Origin of the sequence: Achromobacter sp., from assembly GCF_032102605.1 — a bacterium.
Lineage (GTDB): Bacteria > Pseudomonadota > Gammaproteobacteria > Burkholderiales > Burkholderiaceae_B > Achromobacter.
In genome coordinates this window covers 42,752-58,204 of sequence record NZ_DAMDGT010000017.1, presented here as the reverse complement: position 1 = coordinate 58,204, position 15,453 = coordinate 42,752, and the positions used below count along the sequence as shown (strand labels likewise).

The window sequence follows — 15,453 nt, the reverse complement described above, 5'->3', positions numbered from 1 at the left end:
GCCATGACGGATCCCACGTTTTCGCAGTCGGAAGTCGGCGAGGAGTCGCGCGACGTCAATGCCGCCAAGGGATGGCATCCGCCGTCGGCGCCCGCGCCGCGCGATCGCGGGCTGGGGCCATTCCCGCGCCTGATCCTGCGCGGCGCCACGATCATCGACGGCACGGGCGCGCCGCCCTGGGGGCCGGTGGACATCGTGATCGAGAACGACCGGATCACGGCGCTGGTCAACGTGGGGACGCCGCACAAGGCCATCGACCCCAAGCGGCGGCCAGGGCCAGGCGACCACGAGATCGACTGCCACGGCAAGTTCGTCACGCCGGGCTTCGTGGACGCGCATGCGCACATCGGCACGCCGTATCACGCCATGAGCGGCATCGTGCCGCCCGCCGACTACATCTACAAGCTGTGGCTGGCGCATGGCGTGACGACCGTGCGCGAGATGGGCGCGATGGGCGGCCTGGGCTGGACGATGGAGCAGCGAGAGCTGTCCGCCACCAACAAGATCGCGGCGCCGCGCATGGTGGTGCACTCGGTCTTCCCCGCGGTGAATGACCGCGTCAAGACCATCCACACGCCCGAACAGGGCCGCGAGTGGGTGCGCAAGCTGGCTGCGCGCGGCGCGGACGGCATCAAGTTCTTCGGCGCGCCGCCCGCCATCATGGAAGCCGCGCTGGACGAGGCCGCCAAGGTGGGCCTGCGATCGGGCTGCCACCATGCGCAGATGGCGGTGACGCGCGTCAACGCGCTGAAGTCCGCACGCTGGGGGCTGACCAGTTCCGAGCATTACTACGGTCTGCCCGAGGCCCTGTTCGAGGACCGCGTGGTGCAGTCCTTTCCCACGGACTACAACTACAGCGACGAGTACTACCGTTTCGCGGTGGCGGGCCAGACCTTCATGCAGGCGGCGCAGCCGGGGTCGGCCAAGTGGCGCCAGGTCATGGACGAGTTCCTGGAGCTGGGGCACACCTTCGTGCCCACCTTCAACATCTACGACGCCAACCGCGACCTGATGCGCGCGCGCCGGGCGGATTGGCACGACGAATACACCTGGAAGGCGGTGTGGCGCTACTTCCAGCCGCAGCGCGGCGGGCATGGCGCGTACTGGTATCGCTGGAGCACCACGAACGAGATCGAATGGAAGCAGAACTACCGGCTGTGGATGCAGTTCATCAACGAATACAAGAACCTGGGCGGCCGCGTCTGCGCGGGCAGCGATTCGGGATTCATCTACCAGATCTACGGTTTCGGCTTCATCCGTGAGCTGGAGCTGCTGCAGGAAGCGGGCTTTCACCCCATCGAGGTCTTGCGGGCGGCCACGTCCCACAGCGCGGCGCTGCTGGGTATCGACGACGATACCGGCTCCATCGACGTGCAGAAGCGCGCCGACCTGCTGATCCACGACCAGAACCCCTTGACCGACTTCAAGCTGCTCTTCGGCACCGGCGCCATGCGCCTGAACGACGACACCGCCAACGTCGAATGGAAGCGCTGCCTGCAAACCACGATCAAGTCCGGCGTGGTGTATGACACGGCTGAGCTGCTTGCGGATGTGCGGGCCATGGTCAGTGATAGCTGGGCTGACGATCCGGACGGCGAACGGCCGCCGACGGGCGGCGCGCCCGCCGGATCGCCGTGCGATACGGGCGAGGACGCTTCCTGATGGCGGTCGATCTGTTCCTGCTGTGCGGTTTTTTGGGCAGCGGCAAGACCACGCTGCTGGTGGACTACCTGCGCGATCCGGATTCCCGCGACACGGGCGTGATCGTCAACGAAGCGGGCGAGGTCGGCGTGGACGGGGCCATCGTCGCCAACGAGAGCGACAACGTGCCGATGACGCTGATGGCGAACGGATGCGTGTGCTGCTCGCTGCGCAGCGACCTGGTGTACACGCTGAGCGCGCTGCTGGATGCGCCGCGTCCCGAGGGCGCGGGGCCGTTGCAGCGAGTCATCCTGGAATGCAGCGGGCTGTCGCGGCCCGGCCCGATCATTGCGTCGCTGGCGGATCCCGAGCTGGCAAGCCGTGGCCTGCGCCTGACGGTGGTCTGCACCGACGATTGCGGCCGCGATCCCGACGCGCTGGCGGAAATGGACGAGGCCATGGCCCAGTTCGGCGCCGCCCACCGCATCGTCCTGACCAAGACCGACCTGTTGCCGCCAGGTGGACTGGAAGCCCGCGCCGCGCACGCAGTCGCCCTGAATCCGCTGGCATCCGTTGTCGCCGACCCGGACCGCCAGCGCGCCGTGCAGGCGGCGTTCTCGCCATCGCAAGGGACGGCTGACATGGCCGGACTGGCGGCCCGGGTGCTGTCGGCGGGCGGGCAGGGCGCGGCGCATCCGCGCATCCGCGTGATGGCGGCCCGCGCGCGAGCGGGAACGAGCTGGACGGAATTCTCCGAATGGCTGGACAACCTGGCCGGCCTCTGCGGTGAGCGCCTTCTGCGCGTCAAGGCGGTGGTGCGCGTCAGCGATTGCGAGGAACCCATATTGATCCAGTCGGTCGGCTCGACCTTCAGCGTGCCGCAGCGCCTGACCCGGCAGCCCGACGCGCGCGAGGCGATCATCGTGATCGCGCGCGATATCGATACCGAGGAGATCCGGGCGTCGGCGCCTGACTCGCCGGTCGAGATGCTGGCGTGACCGAAATTGAACTCAGAGCCACGCGGCCGGGCATGGCCTGCCGCGCGGCGCTTCGCAGCAAGTCGTCTGTTCCCTTCGATACGAGGTTGTTATGCAAGAGAAAAACCTGACTCGCCGTGGCTTCATCAAGACGGCCTCCGGCCTGGCCCTGGCTCCCGCCCTGGGCTGGGTGCCCGGCATGGCGAATGCCGCGGAAAAAGAAATCGTGGTGGGAACCTGGGGCGGCGATTACCAGAACCTGCTGCAGCAGATCATCAATCCCATCGTGGCCAAGCAGGACGTGAAGGTGGTGTACGACACCGGCAACGCCGTGGGGCGCGTGACCAAGCTGCGCGCCGAGAAGAACTCGCGGCGCGGCAGCATGGACGTGGCGCTGCTGGGCGAAGTCGACATGTACGACGCCGAGCGTTCGGGCACGCTGGAGCCTGTAGACGTAAAGAAGCTGCCCAATCTGGCGAACGCGATCGACACGCTGAAGACGCCGTACTCGATTCCGCACATCTTCAGCGCGATGACCCTGGTCTACAACACCGAGAAATTCCCCACGCCGCCCGACTCCCTGGAAGTGCTGCTTGATCCGAAATGGAAGGGACAGGTGGGTTTTTCGGACATTCTGTACCTCTACAACGCCGTGTTCGTGGGCCTGGGCGCGGGCGGCAACACCAAGGACTTCGAGGGCGGCAAGCGCTTTCTTGCCAAGCTCAAGCCCAATGCCCCCCGCATCTATCCGTCCAACGAGGCGGTCGCCGCCGCCTTCAAGTCCGGCGAAATTGCAATCGCGTGCATGTGGAAGGCGCGCGCGCTGCAATGGAAGGACAGCGGCCTGCCGCTGGGCTTCGTGATTCCCAAAGAGGGCTCGGTGCCGGTGTCGTTCGAGGCCGCCGTCGCCAAGAACAGCCGCAACAAGGATGCGGCGTGGGCCTACCTGAACGCCATGCTGGATCCGCAAGGACAGATCGGGTTTGCCGAGAAAATGGGCTACGCGCCCACCGTGACCAACGCGTCGCTGCCCGAACCGTTGAAGCGCGTGGGCTTCTCCGATGCCGAGGTCAAGCTGCTGCACGCGTATGACCTGAAGGGACTGACGGAGAAGAAGGCGGACATCCTGGAATTCTGGAACAAGGAGTTCAAGGCGGGGTAAGGCTTAGGGGCCTTTTGGCCCGTCCTGCTTGTCGGCCGTTCTGCATCGAAGCGCGATTCCTGTGGGATCGCGCTTTTTTGTTGCGGGCGCGCCCCATTGACGCAGGCTGGGTTCGATTCTCTTCACCCGTTCATTTGCACTGGTTATGAAATGTTATATCATCCGCCTGCTATTTGTAATGATATAACATCCGAGAGATTCGACATGAAAGGTAAGAAGCAGGGGATCGGGAAAGCAAGCAGCAGGGCCGTTCGTCGCCGGGCGGGGCACCGGGCGCCCTTGAGGCCGCTGGTGTGCTCATTGATGTTGATGGCGCCCGTCGCGCAGGCGCAGACCGAAGCCGAGGCGGCGCGGGCGCAGACCGTGGCCCCCATCACGGTGTCGGCCAATCCGCTGGGCCTGGACTTGAACAGCACGACGACGCCGGCCTCGGTGCTGGAGGGCGATGCGCTGGTCGAGCAGCGCAACGGCACGTTGGGCGAGACGCTCAAGAACCTGCCCGGCGTGAACAGCGACACGTTCGGCGGCGGCGCCAGCCGGCCGGTGATCCGCGGGCAGACCGCCCCACGCGTGAAGGTGCTGTCGGATGGGTCCGAAGTGATGGACGCGTCGGCCATTTCCCCCGATCACGCGGTGACCGTCGAGCCCCTGCTGGCCGACCGCATCGAAGTGCTGCGCGGCCCGGCCACGCTGCTGTATGGCGGCGGGGCGATCGGCGGCGTCGTCAATGTGATCGACAAGAAGATCCCGGTCGAAGTGCCCGAGAAAGGCATCGCGGCCGAGGCGGAACTGCGCGGCGCGACCGGCACCAAGGAGCGCGCCGGGGCCGTCGGCATCACCGCGGGCGAAGGCCAGTTCGCCGTGCGCGTCGAGGGCATGAAGCGTCGCACCAGCGACTATGACGTGCCGGACTGGCCCGGGGGCAAGCTGGAAGGCTCGTACAGCGAATCGACTCAGGGCTCGGTCGGCATGTCGTGGATCACGCCGCGCGGCTACGTGGGCGTGGCGTTCACGCATCTGGAGAGCGAGTATGGGCTGCCGGGGCATAACCACGAGTACGAAGGCTGCCATCCGCATGGCACGCATCTGCACTGCGGCGGGCATGACCACGACCACGAGGGCGAAGAAGGCCACGACCACGATCACGACCACGAGCATGGCGGCGTGCCCTACGTGAAGCTGCGCAGCAATCGGGTGGACCTGCGCGCCGAATACCAGGATCCGTTCGCCGGATTCGAAAAGATCCGCTTTCGCGGCGGGTTGACGGATTACCAGCACGACGAGATCGAAGGCGGCGAAGTCGGCACGCGTTTCAAGAACAAGGGCTACGACGTGCGCGTCGAATTGCAGCACAAGCCCATCGCGGGCTGGCGCGGCGTGATCGGCCTGCAGAACGCCTATAGCGACTTCAGCGCCGAAGGTGAAGAGGCGTTCCTGCCGCCCAGCAAGACGCGCTCGACAGGGCTGTTCGTGCTGGAGGAATACCAGTTGAACGACTGGCGCTTCGAGCTGGGCGCGCGCCAGGATTGGCAGCGCGTCTCGCCGTCGGGCGGCGCGCCGCGCAGCAACATGTCGGGCACGTCTTTGTCGGCGGCCGCGATCTGGGACTTCGCGCCCCAGTATTCGGTGGCCCTGTCGCTGTCGCGTTCGCAGCGCCTGCCGAACGCCCAGGAACTGTACGCGGACGGCGTCCACCTGGCCACCAACACGTACGAACTGGGCAACCCGGACCTGACTCGCGAAACGTCGCACAACATCGACCTGACGCTGCGCAAGCATTCCGGCGACACGACGTTCTCGGCCAGCGTGTTCCACAACCGCGTGAAGAACTACATCTACGCCAATACGCTGGACCGCTACGAGGATTTCCGCCTGATCGAATACACGCAGCAGGATGCGGAATTCACGGGTGTGGAAGGCGAGTTGCGCCACCAGTTCACGCCGGTGTTTTCGGCGGCGGTGTTCGGGGACTACGTGCGCGGCAAGCTGACGGGTGGCGACGGCAATCTGCCGCGCATCCCGGCCGCTCGGGCGGGTGTGCGGGGCAACGTGAACTGGCAGCAGTGGTCGGGCGGCGTCGAGTACGCGCGCGTCTTCGCGCAGAAGGACATTGCGGCCTACGAAGACACGACGCCTGGCTACAACATGGTCAACGCGGTCGTGGCCTATCGCGGGCAGTATGGCGCGACCGGCTACGAGGTCTTTCTGCGGGGCACCAACCTGCTGAACAAGCTGGCCTACAACCATGCGTCGTTCATTTCGTCGGTGGCGCCCCTGCCCGGCCGCAGCGTGCTGCTGGGCGTGCGCATGACGTACTGATTGGTGCTTGGGGGCGGCGTCGGGCTGTGATATTTTCGCCCGATGCCGCCGCCGGCGGCGGCATAATGCGCCAGGAGCCCGCCATGCTGAAGTTCGCCGCCAATCTGTCGATGATGTACACGGAACATGCGTTCCTGGACCGCTATGCGGCTGCCGCCGCCGACGGCTACGCCGGCGTGGAATGCATGTTTCCCTATGAAGCGCCGGCCGCTTTCGTGCGCGAGCGCATGGATGCCGCCGGCGTGGCGCAGGTGTTGTTCAATGCGCCGCCCGGCATCACCGCCCAGGGTGATCGCGGGCTGGCCGCGTTGCCCGGCCGGCAGGCGGAGTTCCAGGCGGGCATCGAACAGGCGCTGTCCTATGCGACGGCGCTGTCGTGCTCCAACATCCACGTGATGGCAGGCGTGGCTCCGCCGGACGGGTCGCGCGAGGCCATGCTGGACTGCTATCACGCGAACCTTGACTGGGCGGCCCGCGAGGCGCGCTCGGCGGGCGTTACGTTGCTGATCGAACCCATCAACACCCGCGACATCCCGGGCTACTTCCTGAACCGCCAGGACGAAGCCCATGCCATCGTGCAGGCGGTCAACGCGCCCAACCTGAAGGTGCAGATGGACCTGTACCATTGCCAGATCGTCGAGGGCGACGTCACCATGAAGCTGCGCGAATACCTTCCCACGGGCCGGGTCGGGCACATTCAGATCGCGGGCGTGCCGTTGCGTCAGGAGCCGGACCGCGGCGAACTGGATTACGGCTGGATCTTCAACGTGCTGCGCGAACTGCAATATGGCGGCTGGATCGGCTGCGAATACCGTCCCGCGGGCATGACGTCCGCGGGTCTGCGCTGGCTGGGCGCCGCCCGGGCGTAGTCGATCGTCCGCACCGCCGGGCAGGCATCAAAAGGAGTTCCCGTTATGTTTCCAGGCATGCTGCGCATGCTTTTGTCGGCGGCGCTGGCCGCTGCCGCGCCGGCGGCGTCGCTGGCAGCCGACTATCCCGAACGTCCCATCCGCTGGCTCGTGCCTTTCAGTGCGGGCGGCGGCAGCGACATCGCCACTCGCATCGTTGCCCGTCATGTCGGCGAAACCCTGGGGCAGGCCGTGGTGGTCGAAAACCGTCCGGGCGCGGCCACGATCGTCGCCGCGCAGGAAGCCGCGCGCGCCGATCCGGACGGCTACACGGTGCTGACGGCCGGCATGAGCACGCTGGCCCTCAATCCCTGGCTGTACACCGAGCTGCCTTACGACCCGCAAAAACAGCTGACGCCAGTATCCACGCTGGTGATGCTGCCCATCGTGCTGGTTGTTTCGCCGGATTCGGGTTTGCACACGCTGGCTGACGTCAAAGCGTATCTGAAGCGCGCGGAGCCGGGCAGCTATGCGTCGCTGGGCGTGGGCAGCCCGCACCATCTGGCGATGGAGCTGTTCATGGAAACGATCGCCGGCCGCGCGACGGCGGTGCCGTACAAGGGCACGCCGCCCGCGCTGCAGGACGTGGCTGCGGGCGTGGTGCCGATGATGATGGCTGACCTGGCCGCCGCGCGTCCGCTGATCCAGGCGGGAAGGCTGCGCGCCATTGCCGTGCCCGCCGCGCAACGGTCGGATCAACTGCCAGACGTGCCGACTTTCGCCCAGGCTGGCGGGCCGGCCTTCGAGGCTGCGGCCTGGCAGGGCGTGGTGGCGCCCGCCGGCACGCCAGAACCCATCGTCGAAAGGCTGAGCCAGGCGATCGTGAAAGCGCTGCAGTCGCCGAACGTCGCGCAGCAGTTGACGCTGCAAGGCATGGAGCCCACCGGCAGCACACCACGGGCCTTCGAGCGCTATGTGCGGCAGGAGTACGAGCGCTGGGGTGCGGTCATACGAACCAAGAAAATCTCCGCCCAATGAGCCGGGGTAACAGCCGCGGCAAGGTGTAACGGCTGCGTTCGCCCGGACGTTGCGGGCGTACGATAAAACGATGAGCATCCGGCCCGGCATCCGGGCGAGGAGACTGCCATGTCTTTGATCGTAGCTGCCCGATTCGAGGGCTTCGAGGCGGCGAAAGCCGCCGCCGGCCGCCTTGCCACCAGCGGCTTTCCCGATTGGGATATCCATACCTTCTACGTCAATCCCGCCGGCGAGCATGGGCGCTTCCCGTATGGCGGAGACCGGCGTTCCGATCCCGATTCCGGCCGCGCCGACATGGGCGCTTATCTGGGCGCGGGTGGCGTGGGCGCCGTGTTCGCGGTGTTCAGCGGTTTCGTGGCGGCGGAAGTGAGCGATTCGACCGCGGCCATACTGGCCGCTGCTGGCGTGGGCGCGTACCTGGGGTCGCTGTTTGGCGCGCTATGGGTGACGGGCCACGGTACGACCCAGCACGGTCACTTCAATCCCGACGCACACGCTGAGATCCGCCAGGCGGGCGTGATGGTCGCGGTGCGCACGCGGCCGCAACGCGAGGTCCTGGCGTGCCGCATCCTGCGGGAAGCGGGCGGGGCGGACGTGGAACACGCCAATGGCCGCTGGCGCAACAACCACTGGGAAGACTTCGATCCGCTGGCGCCGCCTCAACGCGAACCGCACTTTGGCTGATCGCTGGGTATTTCCTGTCGTTTGCGTGTAGGACGTGCTTCGGCCTCCGGCATGCGCCGGAGGCCGCGCAGTTTTTCAATCCGGCGCCGGCACGGGAGCCGCCTTGCGGCTGCGCTGCGCCGTCGCCGCGCAGCCCGCCGACGCCACGATGATCCCGCAGATGGCCAGCCACTGGGTCTGGGACAGGTGTTCGTTCAGCACGATCACGCCGGCCAGGGCGCCCATGGCCGGTTCCATGCTGAGCAGCACGCCGAACGTCTTTTGCGGCAGGCGCCGCAGCGCCACCATTTCCAGCGAATACGGCAGCGCGCTGGACAGGATGCCGACGCCGATGCCGGCCAGAACCAGCTTGGGGTCGAGCAGGGCCATGCCGGCGTGCGCCGCGCCGATGGGCAGCGCGACCATGGCCGCGGCCAGCAGCCCCAGCGATGTCGCCTGGCCGCCATGCACGTTGCCGGCTTTCTTGCCAAAGATGATGTACAGCGCCCAGCACACGGCGGCGCCCAGCGCGTAGGCAATCCCCTCGGGGTCCAGGTCGTGGACGGACTGCCCGGTGGGAATCAGCAGGATCAGGCCCGCCAGCGCGCAGGCGATCCAGACGAAGTCGATGGCGCGGCGCGACAGCACCACGGCCAGCGTCAAGGGCCCCGTGAATTCGATGGCGATCGCCACGCCCAGCGGCAAGGTGCGCAGCGCCATGTAGAACAGCAGGTTCATGCACGCCAGCGTCACCCCGTACAGCGCGATCTTGGCGGCGTTTTGGCGGGTCAACGGGAAGCGCCACGGCCGCCAGAACGCCAGCAGGATGATGGCGCCGATGACGATGCGATACGCCGTCGTGCCCTGCGCGCCCACTTCCGGAAACAGCGATTTGGCGAACGAGGTGCCCACGCACAGCGAGGCCATCGCGCCGATCAGCGACAGGGTGGGAAGCAGGGTGGACGCGGAGTCGTTGTGTCCGTTGTTCAAGGTGGCGGCGGTCATGGGGCTGGCGTCATGCGTGGCGGTTCAGGGAAAAGCGGGAACGTCTGTCGTGCCGGACGCTCAGGGCAACGGATTCGAGGCGGTGGAGTAAAGCACATACAGCGCCAGCCCCAGCATGATGGCGCCCAGCAGGCCCTGCTGCGCCCGCAGGAACCACGGATTGCGTCCGACCCACCCGCGGATGCGCGACGCGCCATACGCGAAGAAGCTGCCGTACGGCAGGCTCAGCGCCTTCATCGTTACGCCCAGCACCAACATCTGCACCCAGACCGGTCCGTTGTCCGGCGTGGTGAACTGGGGCAGGAAGGCGATCATGAACAGCAGCACCTTCGGGTTCAGCAGGTTGGTGATGAATCCTTGCCAGAAGGCGTCGCGCGCGTCGCCCGGGCGCGCCGCCAGCGAAACCTCGGCCGACCGGGCGCATCGGACAATCGCCTTGATGCCAAGATAGCCCAGGTACAAACCGCCTGCCGCCTTGATGCCGACGAACAGGGTGGGGAAGGCGCGCAGCACCGACGCCAGGCCGAGCACCACGGCAGGCACCTGGATGAATCCCGCCGCCACGTTGCCCAGCACGCTGTGGAAAGCTGGCCGGAACCCCTGGGTCATGCCCCTGGACAACGTCAGCGCCATGTCCGGGCCGGGCGTAAGCTTGAGCGCCGCATCGGCGGCGAGGAACAGCAGGAAAAGCTGGAGTGAGGGCATTGCAGGGTGCGGCTGGGTATCCCGCGAGGCGGGCGGAGGGCTCCCAGTGTAAGCAAGCGGCATGAATATTTCCTGCATCCCGGGGTCGCGAAATGAAGGTTCCCGTCTAAATCGCGCAGGTTTTCATCGCGGCCAAGATTAAAATCTGCCCAAGGCCGTGCCAGACCGCCGGCTTGCGTCCCGAGACACCCATGGAACTAGACGATTTCGACCTCCAGATCCTGCAGAGCATGCAGGAAGACAACCAGCGCACCAGCCAGGACGTCGCGCAGCGCGTGAACCTGTCGCCCGTGTCGTGCCTGCGGCGGATGAAGCGCCTGCGGGAATCGAAGGTGGTCACCGCCGACGTGTCTGTGGTGGATCCCGCCGCAGTGGGACGTGGAATCACCATGGTCGTGCTGGTGTCCCTGGAAAGCGAGCGGGCCGACAAGCTGGACCTGTTCAAGCGCGCCATGCAGGGGGCGCCTGAAATCATGCAATGCCTGTCCGTCACGGGCGAGGTCGATTTCGTGCTGACGCTGACCATGCGCGACATGGCGGAATACGAGGTCTTCGCGCAGCGGCATTTCTGGGGCAATCCCAACGTAAAGCGGTTTTCCACGCTGGTGGTGATGAGCCGGGTGAAGAATGGGTTGACGGTGCCGGTCGCGACGGGCGTCTGACTTCGGCTGCCTGGCCGATCAGCGAGGCCGTGGGGGCGGGGCGTCGAACGGGGCGGAAACGGAATCGGGGGCGGGATCGGGAGCTGAACCTGGCGGCCGCGTGGCGGCCAGCGTCCGGCCAGCCTCTTCCGAAACGCTGCGCAGGTGCAGGTCCCGTTGCGGAAACGGAATCTCGATGCCCGCCTCTCTCAGCGCGTCATACATCCGCGCCAAGAGGTCGCTGCGGATCTCGATCCACCGGTCGAAGTCGTATGTCCACGCGCGCAGGCTGAAATCCAGCGTGCTGGCGCCAAAACCCATGAACAGCACCATGGGCGGGGGCTCCGTCACCACACCCGGCGTCTCCCGCGCCAGGCTGTCCAGCAGTTCGAGCACCTGCCGCGGCTCCGTGCCGTAGGCCAGGCCGATGCTGATCTCGATGCGCCGGCTGCGGTCCAGCATGGTCCAGTTGATCAGCTTGTCGGAGAGCAGGGTGCCGTTGGGCACGATGACGTCGGCGCCTTCAAAGGTCTTGATGCGCGTGGCGCGCATGCCGATGTCTCGCACCTGGCCTGACGTGCCGCCGATTTCGACCACGTCGCCCGGCTGGATGGGGCGTTCGAACATCAGGATCAGACCCGACACGAAATTGTTCACCACGGCTTGCAGGCCGAATCCGATCCCCACGCCCAACGCGCCGAACACGATGGTCAGCTGGCTGGTCTGAAAGCCCGCCGCGGACAGCGCGACGCCCAGGCCCAGCAGCAGCACCAGGTAGTACGTCAGCGACGCGATGCTGTTGCCCACGCCGCGCGGCAGCGACATGCGGGTCAGCAATTCGTCGTGCAGGATCAGGCGGATCGTGCGCGCCGCCCAGAACGCGATCACCACCGAGATCACGAAGATCAGGATGTTGCCCAGGCTGATCGAGATCTGCCCGATTTCCAGGGTGTACGACAGCACTTGCACCACGACGGCGTAGGTGGCGCGCAGCACGCGGAAGCGGTCCATCGTATAAAGCGCCCAGCCCACGACCGCTGCGGCCGTCAACAGGCGGATGAGCAGTTGCACGACGGGCGGCGCGTGTTCGCGCGCCAGCCTGAACCGCGATATGCCCTGGCGCGCCAACAGTAATTGCAGCAAGGTGATGATGACGGTAACGCCCGCGTAAAGCACCAGGCCCAGGTAGCCGCTGCCGATGATCCCGCTGGTCAGCATTTCAGACAACGACACGTTGCCGATCAGGTTCGCGCTCAAGGATACGCACAAGAGGGCGGCCGCGCCCCAGGCCACGGCGCGCAAGGTGCGCACCAGGCGCTCGGACCCCGGCGGATACGCATGGCGCCGCCCGCGCGCCAGCAGCCACAGGATGGCCGCCAGCGCCAGGGCCGTCATCGCAACGGTGGATATGCGGTAGAACAGGGTATTGGCCAGGAACAAAAAACCCAGCCGCTCGGCCAGGAAAAGCGCCGTGATCACGCGGGGCCAATGATCAAGATGCCGGCGGCTGGAAGGCGGAAGCAGACGCAGGACCGGCACGGCGGCCAGCACCATGGCGATCTGCTGCACCATCAGCGGCGCGTCCGGCTCCAGCGCCAGCACTCCCAGCATGGACAGCAGCACCCACGTGGATAGCGGCCGGCCCAGCACGCCTGCAGCGGTCTCGCTCATGACGCCGGTTCGGATCGCGTTGCGGCTCTTGTGGGCCAGCCACAGCAGCAAAGGCAGCAGCAGCAACTGCAACGCGTGCAGCGCGCGCTGGTTGCTTGCGCCCGCTGCGCCATATTCTCGGGCGAAGCGCAATTCGATATCCAGCCCGTCCCGAAGCAGGGCCAGCGTGTCCTGATCAGAGCCGGCAGAGGTCGTCAGCGCCCATAACGGCGGCGAATCGACGCGCAGCAGACGGGCGTCGACGTAGTCGATTGCATCGGTCACCACCCGCTGGCCAGCCTTGATCTGTTCTTCGATGGCGTTGGCGCGCTGCTCCAGTTCGACCTGGTGGGACAGTGGGCCGGACAGCGCCTGGCCGGCTGCCGTCAATTGAGCGATCACCACCTCGATGCGATCGGACAGGGCGGCGGGCAGCCCGGCTGCGCCGGGCGCGTCTTTGATCGCCTGCCAGGCGGTGCGCCGCCGCACCAGTTCGGCCGCGTCGCTGGCGTACCACGCCGTCGCCTGCCGCATGTCGGCCTGCCATCGCGCCAGCCGGCGGACGTCGAAGAGCCAGTGCCGCTCAAGGCTTTCCAGCCGCAGGATGGGAAGGTTGCGCAGTTTGGCCGGCTGGAATTCGTAGAGCTTTTCATCCACCGACTGCGCGATCACATCAAGCGGGGGCATGAACGACGAAACGGGATTCGCCGTGGCGGCGCGCTGCAGCACGCCTTCGGCATAGCGCAGGTCGGTATCCGCGCGCAGGGGGATGTCGGCCATCTGAATCGCAGCCGGCGCCGGCGCGGCGGGCGCAGGCACGTCCGCTGCAAACGCTGCGCGCGCCCATCCCAGGGCCAGTCCAAACAAGCAGAAGAGGATTCGTGCGCGGGGGCGCATATCGCGACTCCGTTGTAGACGACGGACTAGCGGCCAAGGGGGCGGAATCTACTGGGGGACGGCGGCATGTCACGATATCGCGAAATGCTGGCCGCAAAAAGAGGGGCGTAATCCAGGTCGGCGGGCCGCTTCATCTCGGCCTGCTTTTAAGCTGAGCCGGCGGAGATCGTCTGGGTGCGTTCCCCTGTCAGGATGGGAGCGCACTTCATGCCTTGGCCTCTGCACTTGCATTAAGCCGTCCCATCGGCGATATTCGTAATTCGCGAATAGCGAATACGGCAATCAAATGGAACTGAAACCGCAAGACCTGCTGGTGTTGTTGAAGGTGGCCGCTCACCCCCCTCGCCGTTGGACATATGCAATGTTGGGCGAGGCGCTGTTCATGAGCGGCTCGGAAACCCACGCGAGTGTCAAACGCGCCGTGGCATCCGGTCTGGCGGTCGCGCCGGCGCGTGGCGAATGGTCACCGGTACGCACCAGCATCCTGGAGTTTGCCGTGCACGGCGTGCGCTATGTTTGGCCGGCCATGCCAGGGCCGGTCAAGCGCGGTGTGCCGACCGCGTTTGGGGCCGAGCCTCTTGCCAGCCATTTGACAGCCGCGCCTGCGGACGCGCCCGTCTGGGCGCATCCTTCGGGCATGGCGAAAGGACCCACGCTTTCGCCCTTGTACCGCACCGCGCCACAGGCAGCGCTTGCGGACCCGGCCCTTCACCGATTGCTGGCCCTGTTGGATGCCTTGCGAGCCGGTCGCGCTCGCGAGCGGACGTTGGCCGCCAAACTGATGGAGACCGAAATCATGAGCGTTGACACGGGAGTTGCTGATGCGGGCGAATGATCCGAATCTTCCCTATTTGCGCAGCATCGCCGAAGCGCTGGGCGAATTGCGCGAGCAAGTGGTGTTTGTCGGGGGAGCCGTCGCGGGCCTCCTGATCACGGACCCATTGGCGGACGCCGTACGCGCAACGCGCGACGTGGATGCCGTAGTGGAGGCAGATCGCGCCGTGTTTCATCGGTTCGAAGAAGCGGTCGCCGCGCGCGGATTCGTGCGCGATGTGAGCAGCGAGATCATTTGCCGATGGGTACACAAGGAATCCGGGGTGCCGTTTGACCTCATGCCCGTTCAGCCGGAGGTTCTGGGCTTTTCCAATCGCTGGTACCCCTACGCGGTCGAGACTGCCGGTATCGTGGATCTGGGCTCAGGCGTCACTATTCGTCTGATAAGTGCCGTGGCGTTTGTCGCCACCAAGATGGAGGCTTTTGCGGGCCGAGGCGGCGGCGACTTCATGAACAGCCATGACCTGGAAGATGTGCTGAACATCATAGATGGTCGAGATGAACTGGTCGTGGAAATGGCCGCCGCACCGGTTGAATTGCGGCACGCCGTTGGAGCTGCCTTCATTCATCTTGCTAAAAATCCGGACTTTGCCAATGTGCTGCCGGGTCTCATCGCCGAGCCGGAGCGCGCCGGCGTGGTCATGGAGCGCCTTAACACCTTGGGTCAATGAACCTTGATCAAGAAGGCCGATTTGGCCGCGGTGCTCAATCGCATGTTGGCATGGGACGTCTCGAAGAAGCGTGACCGATGAATGAAAAGCCGGCCAGACCAAAGCAAAAAGCCCCGCCGTAGTGATACCGGGCGGGGCTGAGTGCTTGAATCTTTTGGTGGCCTGGGGCGGAATCGAACCACCGACACAAGGATTTTCAATCCTCTGCTCTACCGACTGAGCTACCAGGCCAACGAAGCCCGCAACTATACACAAATTGTCGGGGCAGCGGGCGCGGGGCCCGCACAGCCAACAAAAAACCCAGCGCTATGGCTGGGTTTTTCGTGGGAACCGAGGTTCCCGGAAATTCTTTTGGTGGCCTGGGGCGGAATCGAACCACCGACACAAGGATTTTCAATCCTC

Annotated in this window: 13 protein-coding genes and 1 tRNA gene; 10 read left to right on the top strand and 4 right to left on the bottom strand. The window is 65.9% G+C overall.

The features are described 5' to 3' along the window. The first annotated feature begins 3 nt into the window (after nt 1-3). The 7 genes from RT614_RS25605 to RT614_RS25575 all read left to right on the top strand — a co-directional run bounded on the left by RT614_RS25605 (nt 4) and on the right by RT614_RS25575 (nt 8,669). Nucleotides 4-1,662, top strand: a complete 1,659-nt coding sequence (locus RT614_RS25605) for an amidohydrolase family protein (protein WP_313625045.1) — start codon at nt 4-6, stop codon at nt 1,660-1,662. Next, nucleotides 1,662-2,639, top strand: coding sequence for a GTP-binding protein (locus RT614_RS25600; protein WP_313625044.1), 978 nt, complete (start codon nt 1,662-1,664; stop codon nt 2,637-2,639). The genes RT614_RS25605 and RT614_RS25600 overlap by 1 nt, the downstream gene beginning before the upstream one ends. Nucleotides 2,640-2,730: 91 nt before the next feature. Further along, nucleotides 2,731-3,780, top strand: a complete 1,050-nt coding sequence (locus RT614_RS25595) for an ABC transporter substrate-binding protein (protein WP_313625043.1) — start codon at nt 2,731-2,733, stop codon at nt 3,778-3,780. 303 nt (nt 3,781-4,083) lie between these two features. Continuing rightward, on the top strand, nt 4,084-6,099 hold the full coding sequence (locus RT614_RS25590) for a TonB-dependent receptor domain-containing protein (RefSeq protein WP_313625042.1): 2,016 nt from the start codon (nt 4,084-4,086) through the stop codon (nt 6,097-6,099). Nucleotides 6,100-6,182: 83 nt separating this feature from the next. Continuing rightward, nucleotides 6,183-6,968 carry a 2-oxo-tetronate isomerase gene (gene otnI / locus RT614_RS25585; RefSeq protein ID WP_313625041.1) on the top strand — a complete coding sequence of 262 codons (786 nt, stop codon included), beginning with the start codon at nt 6,183-6,185 and terminating at the stop codon, nt 6,966-6,968. A 57-nt stretch (nt 6,969-7,025) separates the two neighbouring features. Next, complete coding sequence (locus tag RT614_RS25580) at nt 7,026-7,985, top strand: tripartite tricarboxylate transporter substrate binding protein (protein WP_313625039.1); 960 nt, start codon at nt 7,026-7,028, stop codon at nt 7,983-7,985. Nucleotides 7,986-8,093: 108 nt separating this feature from the next. Continuing rightward, nucleotides 8,094-8,669 (top strand): hypothetical protein, encoded by a 576-nt coding sequence (locus tag RT614_RS25575; protein WP_313625038.1) that lies wholly within the window; start codon nt 8,094-8,096, stop codon nt 8,667-8,669. Between the two features lie 75 nt (nt 8,670-8,744). Here the strand turns inward: RT614_RS25575 and RT614_RS25570 are convergent, their stop codons facing one another. Together RT614_RS25570 and RT614_RS25565 are read right to left on the bottom strand one after the other, a co-directional pair. After that, nucleotides 8,745-9,653, bottom strand: a complete 909-nt coding sequence (locus RT614_RS25570) for a DMT family transporter (RefSeq protein WP_313625037.1) — start codon at nt 9,651-9,653, stop codon at nt 8,745-8,747. Nucleotides 9,654-9,713: 60 nt separating this feature from the next. Next, on the bottom strand, nt 9,714-10,358 hold the full coding sequence (locus RT614_RS25565) for a LysE family translocator (protein ID WP_313625035.1): 645 nt from the start codon (nt 10,356-10,358) through the stop codon (nt 9,714-9,716). A 191-nt stretch (nt 10,359-10,549) separates the two neighbouring features. Here RT614_RS25565 and RT614_RS25560 point away from each other — a divergent pair, with 191 nt between their 5' ends. After that, nucleotides 10,550-11,020 (top strand): Lrp/AsnC family transcriptional regulator, encoded by a 471-nt coding sequence (locus RT614_RS25560; RefSeq protein ID WP_313625033.1) that lies wholly within the window; start codon nt 10,550-10,552, stop codon nt 11,018-11,020. Nucleotides 11,021-11,038: 18 nt separating this feature from the next. On the opposite strand, the gene RT614_RS25555 is transcribed toward RT614_RS25560, so the two are convergent. Next, nucleotides 11,039-13,429, bottom strand: coding sequence for a mechanosensitive ion channel family protein (locus RT614_RS25555; protein WP_313625031.1), 2,391 nt, complete (start codon nt 13,427-13,429; stop codon nt 11,039-11,041). A gap of 403 nt (nt 13,430-13,832) precedes the next feature. Between RT614_RS25555 and RT614_RS25550 the strand changes: the two genes are divergently transcribed. Together RT614_RS25550 and RT614_RS25545 are read left to right on the top strand one after the other, a co-directional pair. After that, nucleotides 13,833-14,381, top strand: coding sequence for a hypothetical protein (locus tag RT614_RS25550; RefSeq protein WP_313625029.1), 549 nt, complete (start codon nt 13,833-13,835; stop codon nt 14,379-14,381). Then, on the top strand, nt 14,368-15,051 hold the full coding sequence (locus RT614_RS25545; protein WP_313625027.1) for a hypothetical protein: 684 nt from the start codon (nt 14,368-14,370) through the stop codon (nt 15,049-15,051). Before RT614_RS25550 ends, RT614_RS25545 begins: the two co-directional genes overlap by 14 nt. Nucleotides 15,052-15,206: 155 nt before the next feature. Here RT614_RS25545 and RT614_RS25540 read toward each other — a convergent pair. After that, nucleotides 15,207-15,282, bottom strand: a tRNA-Phe gene (locus RT614_RS25540). Nucleotides 15,283-15,453 lie beyond the last annotated feature (171 nt).

Coding starts and splice junctions, on each gene's coding strand:
- RT614_RS25555 (WP_313625031.1), bottom strand. CDS start 13,429: ATGGCCGACATCCCCCTGCGCGCGGATACCGACCTGCGCTATGCCGAA.
- RT614_RS25560 (WP_313625033.1), top strand. CDS start 10,550: ATGGAACTAGACGATTTCGACCTCCAGATCCTGCAGAGCATGCAGGAA.
- RT614_RS25570 (WP_313625037.1), bottom strand. CDS start 9,653: ATGACCGCCGCCACCTTGAACAACGGACACAACGACTCCGCGTCCACC.
- RT614_RS25580 (WP_313625039.1), top strand. CDS start 7,026: ATGCTGCGCATGCTTTTGTCGGCGGCGCTGGCCGCTGCCGCGCCGGCG.
- RT614_RS25595 (WP_313625043.1), top strand. CDS start 2,731: ATGCAAGAGAAAAACCTGACTCGCCGTGGCTTCATCAAGACGGCCTCC.
- RT614_RS25605 (WP_313625045.1), top strand. CDS start 4: ATGACGGATCCCACGTTTTCGCAGTCGGAAGTCGGCGAGGAGTCGCGC.
- RT614_RS25575 (WP_313625038.1), top strand. CDS start 8,094: ATGTCTTTGATCGTAGCTGCCCGATTCGAGGGCTTCGAGGCGGCGAAA.
- otnI (WP_313625041.1), top strand. CDS start 6,183: ATGCTGAAGTTCGCCGCCAATCTGTCGATGATGTACACGGAACATGCG.
- RT614_RS25550 (WP_313625029.1), top strand. CDS start 13,833: ATGGAACTGAAACCGCAAGACCTGCTGGTGTTGTTGAAGGTGGCCGCT.
- RT614_RS25565 (WP_313625035.1), bottom strand. CDS start 10,358: ATGCCCTCACTCCAGCTTTTCCTGCTGTTCCTCGCCGCCGATGCGGCG.
- RT614_RS25590 (WP_313625042.1), top strand. CDS start 4,084: ATGTTGATGGCGCCCGTCGCGCAGGCGCAGACCGAAGCCGAGGCGGCG.
- RT614_RS25600 (WP_313625044.1), top strand. CDS start 1,662: ATGGCGGTCGATCTGTTCCTGCTGTGCGGTTTTTTGGGCAGCGGCAAG.
- RT614_RS25545 (WP_313625027.1), top strand. CDS start 14,368: ATGCGGGCGAATGATCCGAATCTTCCCTATTTGCGCAGCATCGCCGAA.